9 protein-coding genes and 1 pseudogene are annotated in these 13,988 nt (G+C 73.8%); 6 read left to right on the top strand and 4 right to left on the bottom strand.

The features are described 5' to 3' along the window. Window positions 1-72: 72 nt before the first annotated feature. Both ACNNMR_RS13225 and ACNNMR_RS13230 read left to right on the top strand, forming a co-directional pair. The gene (locus ACNNMR_RS13225; protein ID WP_419994786.1) at window positions 73-1,605 is read left to right on the top strand and encodes an MFS transporter; all 1,533 of its coding nucleotides are present in this window, start codon (window positions 73-75) and stop codon (window positions 1,603-1,605) included. A gap of 44 nt (window positions 1,606-1,649) precedes the next feature. Next, window positions 1,650-3,095, top strand: a pseudogene (locus ACNNMR_RS13230) (MFS transporter). Window positions 3,096-3,177: 82 nt separating this feature from the next. On the opposite strand, the gene ACNNMR_RS13235 reads toward ACNNMR_RS13230, so the two are convergent. After that, the gene (locus ACNNMR_RS13235; RefSeq protein ID WP_419994787.1) at window positions 3,178-4,734 is read right to left on the bottom strand and encodes an MFS transporter; all 1,557 of its coding nucleotides are present in this window, start codon (window positions 4,732-4,734) and stop codon (window positions 3,178-3,180) included. Window positions 4,735-4,838: 104 nt separating this feature from the next. Between ACNNMR_RS13235 and ACNNMR_RS13240 the strand changes: the two genes are divergently transcribed. After that, window positions 4,839-8,342: a BTAD domain-containing putative transcriptional regulator gene (locus tag ACNNMR_RS13240; RefSeq protein ID WP_419994788.1), complete on the top strand. Its 3,504-nt coding sequence runs from the start codon at window positions 4,839-4,841 to the stop codon at window positions 8,340-8,342. 49 nt (window positions 8,343-8,391) lie between these two features. Then, window positions 8,392-9,726: an alpha/beta fold hydrolase gene (locus tag ACNNMR_RS13245; protein ID WP_419994789.1), complete on the top strand. Its 1,335-nt coding sequence runs from the start codon at window positions 8,392-8,394 to the stop codon at window positions 9,724-9,726. Window positions 9,727-9,780: 54 nt separating this feature from the next. Here the strand turns inward: ACNNMR_RS13245 and ACNNMR_RS13250 are convergent, their stop codons facing one another. Then, window positions 9,781-10,890 carry an MBL fold metallo-hydrolase gene (locus ACNNMR_RS13250; protein ID WP_419994790.1) on the bottom strand — a complete coding sequence of 370 codons (1,110 nt, stop codon included), beginning with the start codon at window positions 10,888-10,890 and terminating at the stop codon, window positions 9,781-9,783. Window positions 10,891-11,046: 156 nt separating this feature from the next. Here ACNNMR_RS13250 and ACNNMR_RS13255 point away from each other — a divergent pair, with 156 nt between their 5' ends. Then, the gene (locus tag ACNNMR_RS13255) at window positions 11,047-12,069 is read left to right on the top strand and encodes an aldo/keto reductase (protein ID WP_419994791.1); all 1,023 of its coding nucleotides are present in this window, start codon (window positions 11,047-11,049) and stop codon (window positions 12,067-12,069) included. A gap of 19 nt (window positions 12,070-12,088) precedes the next feature. Continuing rightward, window positions 12,089-12,703 (top strand): TetR family transcriptional regulator, encoded by a 615-nt coding sequence (locus ACNNMR_RS13260; RefSeq protein WP_419994792.1) that lies wholly within the window; start codon window positions 12,089-12,091, stop codon window positions 12,701-12,703. Here ACNNMR_RS13260 and ACNNMR_RS13265 read toward each other — a convergent pair. Together ACNNMR_RS13265 and ACNNMR_RS13270 are read right to left on the bottom strand one after the other, a co-directional pair. Continuing rightward, window positions 12,680-12,916 (bottom strand): hypothetical protein, encoded by a 237-nt coding sequence (locus ACNNMR_RS13265; protein WP_419994793.1) that lies wholly within the window; start codon window positions 12,914-12,916, stop codon window positions 12,680-12,682. The two genes, ACNNMR_RS13260 and ACNNMR_RS13265, sit on opposite strands and share 24 nt — an antisense overlap. Window positions 12,917-13,019: 103 nt before the next feature. Next, entirely contained in the window at window positions 13,020-13,952 is a 933-nt protein-coding gene (locus ACNNMR_RS13270; RefSeq protein WP_419994794.1) for a DUF4394 domain-containing protein, read from the bottom strand. Window positions 13,953-13,988 lie beyond the last annotated feature (36 nt).

Consider the following 13,988-nt stretch of genomic DNA (forward strand, 5'->3'; position numbering starts at 1 on the left):
TGTCGCATCCGATTGCCAGGTGGTTCCAATACCTGGATAAACGCTCTCTGGTACCACCCTGAAATCGGACGCATGGTTGCTCACGTGACTGATTCGACCAACACCCTCACCGGCCGCACCGCGTCCCGGGCCACGGTGGTCCCGCGGGTACGGCATGTGACCCCGGGCGCCCCAGGGCCATCGGGAACCCCGAAGACCCCGGCGCCCCCGGCCGCCCCGCGGCCACCCGTGCTCGGCCCCCTGGGCCTCCTCACCGTCCTGCTCGGCGCCGCCCTCCCGATGATCGACTTCTTCATCGTCAACGTCGCCCTCCCCACCATCGAGCGCGACCTCAACGCCAGCGAATCCCTCCTGGAAATGGTGGTGGCCGGCTACGGCGTCGCGTACGCCGTCCTCCTCGTCCTGGGCGGCCGCCTCGGCGATACGTACGGCCGCCGCAAGCTCTTCCTCTGGGGCCTGGCCCTCTTCGGCCTCACCTCCCTCGCCTGTGGCCTCGCCCCCGACGCCTGGACGCTCGTGGCGGCCCGCGTCGCCCAGGGCGCCGCGTCGGCGCTGATGCTGCCGCAGGTGCTGGCCACCATCCACGCCGCCACCAGCGGCGACCGCCGCGGCAAGGCGCTCGGCCTGTACGGCGCCACCGGCGGCATCTCCTCGGTCGCGGGCCAGGTCCTCGGCGGCGTCCTGGTCAGCGCGAACCTGCTCGGCACCGGCTGGCGCGCCATCTTCCTCGTGAACGTGCCCGTGGCCGCCGTCGCCCTGCTCCTCGCCCTCCGTACGGTCCCGGACAGCCGCTCGCCGCAGCCCGCCCGCAGCGACACCGCGGGGACGATTCTCCTCGCCTCCGCGCTGATCGCCCTGCTGCTGCCGCTCACCGAAGGACGGGCGGCCGGGTGGCCGGTCTGGTCCTGGATCCTCCTCATCGCCGCCCCCGTCCTGGCGTACGCCTTCTACGCGGTCGAGCGCCGCGGCGAAGCCACCGGCGGTTCCCCGCTGCTCCCCCCGTCGCTGCTGCGCGAGCCCGCACTCCGCACCGGCCTGGCCATCGGCCTGCCGCTCTTCCTCGGGTTCGGCGGCTTCATGTTCGTCGTCGCGGTGGCGCTGCAGCAGGGGCTGTCCCTGGGGCCGATCGCGGCCGGGCTGGCGCTGGTCCCGATGTGCGCGGCCTTCTTCGCCGCCTCGCTGACCGGGCCGCGGCTGATACCGAAGCACGGGCGTCGCGTGATGACCTGGGGCGCGCTCATCCAGGGCGCGGGTCTGGCCCTCCTCGGTGCGACGGTGCTGTGGCGGTGGCCCGACCTCGGGCCGCTGGGCATGGCGCCCGGCATGGCGGTGCTCGGCTTCGGCCAGGGGCTGCAGTTGCCCACGTACTTCCGTGTCGTCCTGGGCAGCGTGCCCGCCGACCGGGCGGGCGCGGGCAGCGGGCTCGCCGTGACGAATCAGCAGAGCTGCCTCGCCCTCGGCGTCGCCACCCTCGGCTCGCTGTTCCTGGCGCTGTCGCCGTCCATCGGCGTACGGGATGCCCTGCTCATCGCCTTCGGCGTCCAGCTCGCGGGGATCGCGATCACCGCCCTCCTCAGCCTGCGGCTGCCGCGATCGGTGGCATGAGCACATATCCGATTACGGTGGGCACCATGACGTATCGGCGGCGCATGCTCATCCTTGGGATCTGCTGCATGAGCCTGCTGATCGTCAGCCTGGACAACACCGTCCTGAACGTCGCCCTCCCCGCCCTCGGCAAGGACTTCGACGCACCCGTCTCGGGCCTGCAGTGGGCCATCGACGCGTACACCGTCGTGGTCGCCTCCCTGCTGATGCTGGCCGGCTCCACCGCCGACCGGCTCGGCAGGAAGCGGGTCTTCCTGACCGGCCTGGCCGTCTTCACGGCGGCGTCCGTGCTGTGCAGCCTGGCCCCGTCACTGGAGTGGCTGATCGTCTTCCGTGCCCTGCAGGCGGTCGGCGGTTCGATGCTCAACCCGGTCGCCATGTCGATCATCACCAACACCTTCACGGAACCCCGGGAGCGCGCCCGCGCGATCGGCGTGTGGGGCGGTGTGGTGGGGATCAGCATGGCGGCCGGGCCGCTGGTCGGCGGGCTGCTCGTGGATTCGGTCGGCTGGCGGTCGATCTTCTGGATCAACCTCCCGGTCGGGCTGGCGGCGCTGCTGCTGACGGCTCGTTACGTACCGGAGTCCAAGGCTCCGCACCCACGCCGACCGGATCCGGTTGGTCAGCTGCTGATCATCGCGATCCTCGGCTCGCTTACCTTCGCCATCATCGAGGCCCGGGATCGCGGGGTCACGTCTCCGCTGATCCTGGCGTGCATCGGCGTGACGGTGGCGGCGCTGGCGCTGCTTGTCTGGTACGAGCCGCGCCGCGCCGAGCCGCTGATCGAGCTGCGCTTCTTCCGCAGCGCGCCCTTCAGCGGGGCGACGCTGGTGGCCGTGGCGGCCTTCGCGGCGCTCGCCGGGTTCCTCTTCCTCGGGAGCCTGTTCCTGCAGGACGCGAAGGGGCTGTCGCCCATGGACGCCGGGCTGTGACTGCTGCCGATGGCGGCCATGACGGCGGTTTTCGCCCCGCTCTCCGGGCGTCTCGTCGGTGGCCACGGGCCTCGCCTGCCGCTCCTTCTCGCGGGGCCGCTGATCGCCCTGAGCGGGCTTCTGTTCGCCGCCTTCGAGGCGGAGCTGCACACGCCGCGCATGCTCGCCTCGTACGTGGCCTTCGGCATCGGCTTCGGCCTCGTGAACGCGCCCATCACCAACACCGCGGTCTCCGGCATGCCCCGCGCCCAAGCGGGGGTGGCGGCGGCGGTCGCCTCGACCAGCCGCCAGGTGGGTACGGCACTGGGTGTGGCGGTCCTCGGTGCCGTGCTGGCGCACGGCTGGACGGGCAGCGGTTCCCCGGCGGACTTCGCGGGGGCGGCCCGTCCGGCCTGGTGGATCATCACCGGGTGCGGCGTCCTGATCCTGCTGGTCGGGGCCGTAACGACCGGGCGGTGGGGTCGCCGCACCGCGGCTCGGGTGGCGGAGCAGCTCGGCTCGGCGGACTCGGTGGCGGCGGCCCCGCCCGAGGCCACGGGGCGCTCCATCGCCAGGTGAGGGGGTCGTCCGGCCTGGGGGCCGGGTGCGGGGTGGGGGTACGTCCTCACGCGGCGCCGACATCTTTGGCTGCCCTTGCTGCTCATCCCCGCGCTGCGGGCGCACCCCCACCCCGCACCCTCGTTACGTCGCCGGGCGCCTGTTCTGCGGGGTCGTCGTCGGACGTCTCTCGCAGTCCGATCACCGCGAGCACCGCGATCCCCGCGGCCAGCGCTGCTGCGATCAGCCCGGCGGCCGCCAGGCCTCCGGTGAAGGCCTCGTACGCGGTGTGCAGCGCCTCACGGGCGGCGGCTGCGGGGAGCTCCTGCGCATACTCAGTCGCGCCCGCGAGCGTCTCCCCGGCCGCCGCCGGCAGCGCGTCCCCGACCTCCCCGCGATACACCGCCGCACCCACGCTGCCCAGCAGCGCGACCCCCAGCGCCGACCCCAGCTCCGTGCCGGTCTCGCTGATCGCCGAGGCCGCTCCGGCCTTCTCCGGGGGCGCCGAGCCGACGACCAGGTCGGTGCCGAGTGCGATTACCGGCCCGAAGCCGATCTCCAGCAGGATCGACGCCGCCACCAGCAGCCCGAATCCCGAATCGACACCGACCTGCGTCAGCAGCAGATAGCCGAGCGCGGACACGGCCAGCCCGGCCCCGATCAGCCGCCCTGCCCGGAACCTCCGTGCCAGCGCCGGCGCCGCCATCGACGACACGATCAGCGCGACCGCGGACGGCAGCAGCCAAAGCCCGGACTCCAGCGCGGACTTCCCCGCGACCAGCTGCAGGTACTGGGCGACGAACAGATAGACCCCGCCCACGGTCAGCGTCCCGACCAGCAGAATCAGCAGCGCACTGGTGAACTTCCGGTCCGCGAAGAGCCGCACGTCGAGCAGCGGGTCGGCGAGCACCCGCTGCCGGCGGACGAACCAGACCCCCGCGGCCACCCCGGCGGCCAGCGCCGTCAGCGCACCCGCACCGAAGCCATGCGCGAGCTCCTTGATCGCGTACGTCACGGGCAGCATCGCCGCCAGCGACAGCACCACGCTCGGCAGGTCGAGCCGGCCGGGCCGCGGGTCCCGCGACTCGGGCAGCAGCAGCGGCCCCGCCACCAGCAGCATCGCCATGACGGGCACCCCGAGCAGGAACACCGAGCCCCACCAGAACCGCTCCAGCAGCACACCCCCGACGATCGGTCCGATCGCGATCCCGACCGAGAACATCGCCGCCCACACCGCGATGGCGAAGCCGCGCTGCCGCGGGTCCGGGAACATGTTGCTGATCAGCGAGAGGGTCGACGGCATCAAGGTGGCTCCGGCGATGCCGAGCAGCAGCCGGGCCGCGATGAGCAGTTCGGCGCTGGGTGCGTACGCAGCAGCGACCGAGGCCGCCCCGAACGCGGCCGCGCCGATGAGCAGCAGCCGGCGGCGCCCAATGCGGTCGCCCAGCGTGCCCATGGTCACCAGAAAGCCGGCGATCATGAATCCGTAGATGTCGACGATCCACAGCAGCTGGTCGCCGCTCGGCCGCAGTTCCGCGGTGAGATGCGGCACGGCCAGGTGCAGTACGGAGATGTCGAGGGCGAGCAGCAGCGTGGGCAGCGCCAGCACGGCGAGCCCGGCCCATGCGCGTGGTCCTGCGGCGGGTGCGGAGGCGGACATGTGGGTCTCCAAAATCGCGGGCTTCCCGGTACGGAACCGACTGTCGCGCCGGCCGCTCTCAGTACTCTCTGGATCGCCTCTAGGTGGCTGCGTACGGTTGAGAGATGCGATTCGGGGTGCTCGGGCCACTGGCGGTGTGGACGGACGGTGGTGTGCCGGTCAAGGTCGCCGAGGCGAAGGTGCGTGCCCTCCTCGCGGATCTGCTGCTGCACGAGGGCGCCGCCGTCTCCGCGGACCGGCTGATCGACGACGTGTGGGGCGAGGCGCTTCCCGCCAACCCGGCGGCCACCCTCCAGACGCGCGTCTGGCAGCTCCGCCGCACCCTGGAGGCCGCGGAATCCGGCGGCAAGGAGCTGGTGGTGCGCGGGCCCGGCGGCTACCGGCTGGCGGCCGGGGCGGTGGACGCCCGGGAGTTCGCCGCGCTGGCGGACCGGGCCCGTACCGCGGACGATCCCGCCGCCCGGGCCGCCGGCCTCACCGAGGCGCTGGCGCTGTGGCGCGGGCCGGCCTATGCGGACCTGGCGGACGAGGAGTTCGCGCGGGCCGCCACCGCGCGGCTGGAGGAGCACCGGCTGGCCGTGGTCGAGGAGCTCGCCGAGGCGCGGCTGGCGCTCGGTGAGCATGCGGCGCTGGTCGGTGAGCTGGGCGAGCTGGCGGCCCGGCATCCCTTGCGCGAGCGGCTGCGTGCGGCGCTGCTGCGCGCCCTCTATCGCTCCGGGCGGCAGAGTGAGGCGCTGGCGGAGTACGCGGCGCTGCGCCGCCATCTCGCGGCGGAGCTGGGCCTGGAGCCGGGGCCCGAACTGGCGGCGCTGCACCAGGCGATCCTGGAGCAGGATCCGGCGCTGGGGCTCGCGGCGACGCCGCCGCCGGTCACGGTGAGCGCCCCTTCCCCCGTGGCCGATCTCCCCACCCCCGTCACCGAGTTGATCGGCCGCGACAGCGAGCTCGCCGACGTACAGAAGCTGCTGCGGTCCGAGCGCATGATCACGCTGACCGGTCCCGGCGGCGTGGGCAAGACCCGGCTGGCGCTGGAGGCGGCGCGGCTGGCCGCCGACGACTTCCCCGACGGGGTCCGGCTCGCCGAGCTGGTGGGGCGGGAGTGCTGCGACTCGCCGGCCGAGTCGATCGCCGAGGCGCTGGGCGTACGGGACGCGGATGGGCGGGACACCGAGGAGGTGCTCACCAAGACGCTGCGCAGCAAGAGGCTGCTGCTTGTGCTGGACAACTGCGAGCACGTCGTCGAGTCCGTCGCCCGCCTCGCCGGGCCACTGCTGCGGGCCGCGCCCGGGCTGCACATCCTGGCGACCAGCCAGGAGCCCCTGGCCGTCGACGGCGAGCGGATGTACGCGGTGCCGCCGCTGGCGCCGCCGGAGGCGGGTGACGCGGTGGACCTGGCGGAGCTGCGGCAGTCGGGCGCGGTGCGGCTGTTCCTGGCGCGGGCCGCGGCCACGGCGCCCGGCTTCCGCCTCGACGCGGGCAACGCGGCCGCGGTGGCGGCCATCTGCCGCCGCCTCGATGGCATCCCGCTGGCCCTGGAGCTGGCCGCCACCCGGGTCCGGGCGCTGGGCGTGGAGCGGCTGGCGGAGCGCCTCGACGACCGCTTCCGGCTGCTGGCGGCGGGCCGCAGGGACGCTCCTGCCCGGCACCGGACGCTGCGGGCGACGATCGAGTGGAGCTGGGAGCTGCTCGCCCCGGAGGAGCGGGTGGTGCTGCGGCGCCTGGCGGTGCACGCGGGCGGGTGCACGCTGGCGGCGGCGGAGGCGGTGTGTGCGGACGCGGCTGCCGCCGCGGGCAGCGCGGGCGATACCGACGGCGTCACCGTCGTCGCCGACGACGTAGCCGAGCTGCTCGCCCGGCTCGTGGACCGCTCGCTCGTCGCGACCGCCCCGGCGGCGGACGGGTACCGCTACCGGCTGCTGGAGTCCGTGGGCGCCTTCGGCCTGGAGGAGCTCAAGGCCGCCGGTGAGGAGACGGCCGTACGGCTGCGGCACGCCGCGTACTACACCGCGCTCGCCGAGCGCACCGCGCCGCAGCTGACCACCGACGGCCAACTGGCCGCCCTGCGCCGCCTGGACGCCGAGTCGACCAACCTGCACCGGGCGTTGGGCGCCGCAGTCACCACCGGCGACGCCGGCCTCGCGCTGCGGCTGGCGGGTTCGCTGGCCTGGTACTGGTTCCTGCGCGGCCGGCACCAGGAGGGCGCCAGGTCGCTGGCATGGGCGCTCGCGGCCGGCGCGCGGGAGGCAGGCGGGGAGGCAGCCACGCAGCCCGGCCAGGAGCCAAGCGGGCAGGCAGGCACGGCCGCGCAGGCAGACCCCGCCCCGCAGCCGGACCCGGCCCCACAAGCGCCCGCGGCCCTGCGCGCCACCGTCGCCGCCTGGCACGACGGCTTCGCCATGATCGCCGCGACTGTGGCGGACGGGCCTGCCCCCGTGGACACCGTCCCGGCGGCCGGCGCCGACCCGCGAGCCGTGGCCTTCCTTGCGTACGCCCGCGCGAACTACGGCAATCCCGGCGCCGCCGGCACCAGCGCCGGCACCGGCGCAGGCCTCGCCGCCCGCGCCCTCGCCGAGGCGCGGGAGCGCGGCGACCGCTGGTGCGCGGGAATCGCGCTCGCCGTGCTGTCCACGGTGGCGGTGTTCAGCGGCGAGATCGACGAGGCGGCGCGGCGGGCGGCCGAGAGCACCGCGCTGTTCGAGGAGCTGGGCGAGGGGTGGGGGCAGCTGGAGGCCGCCGAACACCTCGCCCGCTACGCCGAGATCACCGGCGACTACGAGCGCGCCGCCCGGCTGCACGGCGAGTCCATGAGCCGCGCCGAGGAGCTCGGCCTGTGGGCGGACGTCTCGTACCGGCTCACCGGGCTCGGCCGCATCGCCCTCCTCACCGGCGACCTCCCCCGCTCCCGCGAACTCCACGAACGCGCCCGGGAGCTGGCCGCCAAGCACCTGGACCCGGCGGGCGAGGAGTACGCCACGGTCGGCCTCGCGATGCTGGCGCGCCGCGACGGCAGGCCCGCGGACACGGAGGCGCTGCTGGCGCCGTGGCTGGAGTGGAACCGCCGGCTGCGCACGCCGCACGGCCTGGCCCTGACCCTCGCCGAGCTGGGCTTCGCGGCGGAGCAGCGCGGCGACCTCGACCGGGCCAGGGAGCTGCACCTGGAAGGCCTGACCGCCGCCCGCGAGACCGCCGACCCGCGCGCGGTCGCCCTGGCGCTGGAGGGGTTGGCGGGCGTCGAGGCCGCCGCCGGAGGCGCCGTACGCGCCGGAGATGCCGCACACGCTGGGGACGCCGCACCCGCCGGAGACGCCGCACGGGCCGGGGACTCCGCGCACGCCGCCCGCCCCGGAAGCCCCGCGCCGACCGGGGACACCGACCCCGCCACCCGGGCCGCCCTCCTCCTCGGCACCGCCGCCGCCCTCCGCCGCCGGTCCGGCGCCCCGCTGCCGCCCGCCGAGCGCGGCGACGTCGACCGCATTACGGCCCTGGCCACCCGCGCTCTCGGCGCGCCCGCCTTCGCCGCCGCACACGAGCGCGGCGCCGCCATGCACCCGTCGGAGCACCCCATTCCGCATTCGACACCGCGTTCGACGATAGTTACCGGGACGTAACTTACCGGCGGGTTACCTTTGGTAACACGTGCCACTACTTTCGCGTCACATGACTCACCCTCGTATGAAACTGGTGGCCGCCGCAGTCATCGCCGCCGCCTGTGCGGGCGCCCAGGCGCTGCCCATGGCGGCGGCCGACGAGCCCGGCGGTACGACGTCCCGGGGCGTGAAGATCCCCGCGTTCTACACCCCGCCGGCCGAACTGCCCGCCGCCAATGGCGCCTTGGTCCGCACCGAGCCGCTCCCCCTGGGCCTGACCCTCCCCTCCACCGACGGCCCGCTGCCGGGCAAGGCGACCCGGCTGATGTACAAGTCCACCGACGCGGGCGGGAAGCCGGTCGGTGTCACCGGCGCCTACATCGAGCCCACCGCGAAGTGGAAGGGCGACGGGCCGCGCCCGGTCGTCGCCGTCGCACCCGGCACGATGGGCCAGGGCGACCAGTGCTCGGCCTCGCTCGGGCTCGAGCACCCGATCACCTTCAACGGGAAGACCATGTCCGTCGGTTACGAGGACCTGGCGGTCTACCGCTTCCTCGCCGAGGGCGCCGCCGTGGTCGTCACCGACTACCCGGGCCTGGGCGGCACCGACCGGCTGCACACGTACGTCAATCGCGTCGACGAGGGCCATGCCGTGCTGGACGCGGTGCGTGCGGCGCGTACGGTCGACGGGGCGTCGGTCGGCGCGGACTCCCCTGTCGGGCTCTACGGATACAGCCAGGGCGGCGGTGCGGTCGCCTCGGCCGCCGAGCTGCAGCCGGAGTACGCGCCTGACGTGGAGCTCAGCGGTACGTACTCGGGCGCGCCGCCCGCGAACCTCGAAGAGGTCATCAAGGGCATCGACGGCAGTGCGCTCGCGGGCGCGCTCGGCTGGTCGATCAACGGCTTCGCGCAGAACGACCCCGCGCTGCAGCCCATCGTCGACGCCAACGTCAACGACAAGGGCAAGGCGGCGCTCAAGGACCTGTCGACCATGTGCATCGGCGACGCGCTCTTCGGCTACGGCTTCAAGAAGAGCAAGGACTGGACGAAGAGCGGCAAGACGCTCTCCGAGATCGTCGCCGGGGAGCCGAAGCTGCAGGCCACGATGGACGCGCAGCGGCTCGGCAAGATCAAGCCGAGCGGTCCGGTGCGGCTGGCGACGGGCGTCGAGGACGACATCGTGCCGCATGAGCAGGCCCGGCAGCTCGCCGCCGACTGGTGCGCGAAGGGGGGCGCGGTGACGTACGAACCGGTGAAGCTGCCGAACCTCGGCGACAAGATCGTCACCAACCATGTGGCCCCGCTCCTGACGGACCAGGGCAAGGCGGTGAGCTGGCTGACCGACCGCCTGGCGGGCAAGCCCGCGGGCCCGGGCAACTGCGGCGAGGTGCCGCGGCTGCCATAGCGAACAGGGCCGCGGAGGGCGCGCCGCCGATCAGCCCTCCGCGGCCCGGGACGCTCAGGTCTTCGCCGCCCCCGGCTCCGGTGCGCCGGCCGTCGCCGGCTTTGCCGCGCGGCCCGCCGGGCGCTGCCACCACGCCGCCGACGGCAGCGCGCCCGCGGGCTCGAAGGACTCGCCCGGGCGCGGCACCGCCACCCGCACCCCCCGCTCGGTCGCCGCGGACACCGTCCGCTCCGCGGGCTCCTGCCACGGGTGCGGGGCGAGGTTGAAGGTGCCCCAGTGGATCGGCAGCAGCACGTCGCCGCGCAGGTCGAGGTGCGCCTGGACGCCCTCCTCCGGGTACATGTGGATGTCCGGCCAGTACGGGGAGTACGCCCCGATCTGCACCATCGCCGCGTCGAACGGGCCGTATTGGGCGCCGATCTCGGCGAAGCCCGGGAAGTAGCCCGTATCGCCGCTGTGGAAGACCCTGTGGTCGGGGCCCGCCACCGACCAGCCCGCCCACAGCGTCCGCTGCTTGTTGCGCAGCCCGCGGCCGCAGAAGTGCCGCGCAGGCGTCGCCGTCAGCGTCAGACCGGCGACCTCGGCCGACTCGTGCCAGTCAAGCTCCGCGATCCGCCCCGCCGGCACGCCCCAGTGCTCCAGGTGCGCACCGACGCCGAGTGGCACCGCGAAGAGCACGTCGGCGTTCTTGAGCGCGCGGATCGTGGGCATGTCGAGGTGGTCGTAGTGGTCGTGGGAGATCACGACGGCGTCCAGCGGGCCGACGGCGTCGAGGGGCAGCGGCGGCTCGTGATAGCGCTTCGGACCCGCGAAGGAGTACGGGGAGCAGCGCTCGCCCCACACCGGGTCGAACAGCACCCGCCGCCCGTCGATCTCCGCGAGCACCGTGGAGTGCCCCAGCCAGGTCACCCGCAGCCCGCTCGCGGGCGGCGTCGCGAGGTCGGGCCGCTGCACCGGCAGCGCGAAGGAGGGGCGGCGGCCCTCCCGGCTCAGCATGGTGCGCAGCATTTCCCAGCGCGAGCCGTCCGGCTTCGGCCCCATCGATGCGGGCACGGGATTACGGAAGGCGCCCGCCTCCGGGTCGTAATGCGGCGAGCGCAGGATGCGCTGCAGGCGCTCGCCGGTGGGCTCGGCGCCGAAGGAATCGGGGCGCACTCCGCGCATGGGCTCTCCCTGGTGATGGTCGTGTCGCTGGAACAACGGCGGAGGTGGTCCGCGATGTTCCGGATCCCCCCTCCGGATCCCCCTTTCGGGATCCCGTTCCAGCGTAGCGGAATGACAGAAATTGAAATCTGTCATCTGCCATGCCATAGTCGAAGCATGACTACGAACTTCCCCCAGCGCCGCCTCGGCGCCACCGGCCCGTCCGTTTCCGCCCTCGGCCTCGGCCTCATGGGCATGTCGCCGCTCGTCTACGGCGACACCGACCGCGCCGAGTCCATCGCCACCATCCACGCCGCCCTCGACGCCGGCGTCACCCTCCTGGACACCGGCGACTTCTACGGCATGGGCCACAACGAGCTGCTGCTCAGCGAGGCCCTGCGCACCGCCTCGCCGCAGGCCCGCGAGAACGCCGTGATCAGCGTGAAGTTCGGCGCCCAGCGCGGCCCGGACGGCAGCTGGTTCGGCTTCGACGCCCGCCCGGCCGCGGTCAAGACGGCCCTCGCGTACACACTGCAGCGCCTGGGCGCCGACCACATCGACATCTACCGCCCGGCCCGCCTCGACCCGAACGTCCCGATCGAGGAGACGGTCGGCGCCATCAAGGAGCTCGTCGACGCCGGGTACGTACGCCACATCGGCCTCTCCGAGGTCGGCGCGGACACCCTGCGCCGGGCCGCCGCCGTCGCGCCGATCGCCGACCTGCAGATCGAGTACGCGCTGATCTCCCGCTCCATCGAGGCCGAGGTCCTCCCGGCCGCGCGCGAGCTGGGCATCGGCATCACCGCGTACGGCGTGCTCTCCCGCGGCCTGATCAGCGGCCACATGAACCGGGAGACCAAGCTCGCCGCCGACGACTTCCGCGCCCACAGCCCGCGCTTCTCGGCCGCGAACATGAACCGCAACCTGGACCTGGTCGACCAGCTCAGGAAGGTCGCCGAAGCGCAGGGTGCTACGGTCGCGCAGACCGCGATCGCCTGGGTGCTCTCCCGCGGCGAGGACATCGTCCCGGTGATCGGCGCCCGCCGGCGGGACCGGCTCGCCGAGTCCCTCGGCGCCCTGGACGTCCGCCTGGACGACGCCGACCTGGCCGCCATCGAGGCCGCGGTCCCGGCCGACGCCGTGGCGGGCGAGCGCTACGCCCCGGAGCAGATGGCCATGCTGGACAGCGAGAAGAACTGACGCAGAGAACGGGAATCCGATGCCGCCGCAGCCCGCCGAGTCCCTGACCCCGGAGCGCATCCTCGAAGCCACCGAGGAGGTGCTGCGGCGCTACGGCCCCAACAAGGCCACCGTCGTCGACGTCGCCCGCGCGCTCGGCGTCAGCCACGGCAGCGTCTACCGGCACTTCGGCAGCAAGGTGGCGCTCCGCGAGGCGGTCACCAAGCGGTGGCTCGACCGTACGGCCAATGAGCTGGAGGCCGTGGTCACCGCCGGGACGCCCGCGCCGCAGCGGCTGCGGGACTGGCTGGCGGCGCTCTTCGCGGCCAAGCGCCGCAAGGCGGGCGACGACCCGGAGCTCTTCGCCACGTACTCGGCGCTGATCGAGCGCCTCGGCGACGGCGACCGCGCCCGGGTCGAGGGGGTGGTGGCCCGGCATGTCGCCGAACTCACCACCCAGCTCGCCCGGATCATCGAGGACGGGGGCCGCGAGGGCACCCTCGCGGCCACCGATCCGGCCGCGGCGGCCGAGGCGGTCTTCTCGGCCACCGCCCGCTTCCACGACCCGGTCTACGCCCCCGAATGGAGCAAGCCGGGCGCGGAGGCCGCCTTCACGGCCCTGGTCGACCTGCTACTGCGCGGCCTGCGGCCCTGATCCCTGGCCGCCCTGCACGGGCACCGCGGCGTCATGCGCCTCGGCGAGGTGCTCCTCGGCCTTCAGCCACGGCAGGAACTGGGCGCCGATCCGCCAGTCGCAGCTGCCGCACTCCAACTGCCGTCTGGTCCCGGCCCCCGCCACCCGTACGGTGTGCTCCGCGCCGTCCGGGTCGGTCCCGGTCACCCGGCTCGTCGCCATCGCGTGGTGCATCGCGCCTCCTGGATGGTGAGCGAAATCCGCCCCAGTGTGCAGCAACTTCGGCCTCAACGACACCACCCTCAGGGATTCTTGACGGGACCGCGGCCTTGACGGCTCAGGACTGGTCGATGGGGAACGCCAGGTCGACGACCTTGCCGCGGTCCGGGAAGGCGCCCTTCGAGTCGGCGCTGCCGTTCAGCAGGTCGACGCGGTAGAGCCGCTGCTTGCCGGAGACGTCCAGGGTGGCGTACGCGGTGTTCCCGCCGTCCTTGTCGGTGTAGATGTCGGCGCCCGCCGCGGAGCCCGCGTCGACGCCGAGCTTGCCGGTCGGGGCGAGGTTGCCGGCGTTCGCGGGCGACTGCACCGACACCTGGTCGAGCGCGGTGTCCACGTCGAAGAGGGTGGTCGCGGTGGCGGCGGCCAGGTCGTTGTTGGTGTACGCGGCGGCGGTGACGCCGGTCGCGGTCTGCGCGGGTGCGGGCGGCACGGCGGGGTTGGTCAGGGTGCCGTCGGTGGCCGTGGCGCCGGCGGCCGGGGCGCCGTTCGGGTCGTCGATGTTGTGGCGGAGGTTCTGGCCGGTGTCGCTGATGACGCGCAGCCGGTTGGCGGCGGGGTTGAAGTCGACGCCGAAGCTCTTGCCCTGCAGCGCTACGGTGAGCTGGGAGACCTTGGTGGCCATGGCCCCCTTGGTGTCGACGGTGTAGATGCCGCCCTGGTCGCCGACGCCGTAGAGCTTCTTGTTCTGGACCCGGTAGTCGATCCCGATGAGCTGCTGGTCGCCCTGGAGGCCCTTGACCTTGCCGAGGCTCACGGCCGCCTCGGGCTTCGCGACGCGGAAAGCCGAGAGCCGCCCGTCGTCGGTGAGCCCGACGGCGGAGAGCCTGGCGTCCTTGATCTGCTGGACGATCCCGAAGCCCTTGGCGGAAGCCGCCTGCGTCTGCTGGTCCTCCCCGTTCGAGGCGCCCCCGGAGGCGGACGCCCCGACTACCCCGACGGTCGCGGCCGCCGCCGCAAGCGCGGCGGCGCCGATAAGTGCTTTCCTGCGCATGAGTACCCCCATGAATTCCGGTGTCGCGGCCGCCCC

The sequence above is a fragment of the Streptomyces boninensis genome (genome assembly GCF_048572725.1).
GTDB lineage: Bacteria > Actinomycetota > Actinomycetes > Streptomycetales > Streptomycetaceae > Streptomyces > Streptomyces boninensis.

What these genes read in the sequence shown, in the direction of transcription:
- ACNNMR_RS13270 (WP_419994794.1), bottom strand. Translation starts at nt 13,952, where the DNA reads ATGCGCAGGAAAGCACTTATCGGCGCCGCCGCGCTTGCGGCGGCGGCC.
- ACNNMR_RS13235 (WP_419994787.1), bottom strand. Translation starts at nt 4,734, where the DNA reads ATGTCCGCCTCCGCACCCGCCGCAGGACCACGCGCATGGGCCGGGCTC.
- ACNNMR_RS13265 (WP_419994793.1), bottom strand. Translation starts at nt 12,916, where the DNA reads ATGCACCACGCGATGGCGACGAGCCGGGTGACCGGGACCGACCCGGAC.
- ACNNMR_RS13240 (WP_419994788.1), top strand. Translation starts at nt 4,839, where the DNA reads ATGCGATTCGGGGTGCTCGGGCCACTGGCGGTGTGGACGGACGGTGGT.
- ACNNMR_RS13245 (WP_419994789.1), top strand. Translation starts at nt 8,392, where the DNA reads ATGACTCACCCTCGTATGAAACTGGTGGCCGCCGCAGTCATCGCCGCC.
- ACNNMR_RS13255 (WP_419994791.1), top strand. Translation starts at nt 11,047, where the DNA reads ATGACTACGAACTTCCCCCAGCGCCGCCTCGGCGCCACCGGCCCGTCC.
- ACNNMR_RS13250 (WP_419994790.1), bottom strand. Translation starts at nt 10,890, where the DNA reads ATGCGCGGAGTGCGCCCCGATTCCTTCGGCGCCGAGCCCACCGGCGAG.
- ACNNMR_RS13260 (WP_419994792.1), top strand. Translation starts at nt 12,089, where the DNA reads ATGCCGCCGCAGCCCGCCGAGTCCCTGACCCCGGAGCGCATCCTCGAA.
- ACNNMR_RS13225 (WP_419994786.1), top strand. Translation starts at nt 73, where the DNA reads ATGGTTGCTCACGTGACTGATTCGACCAACACCCTCACCGGCCGCACC.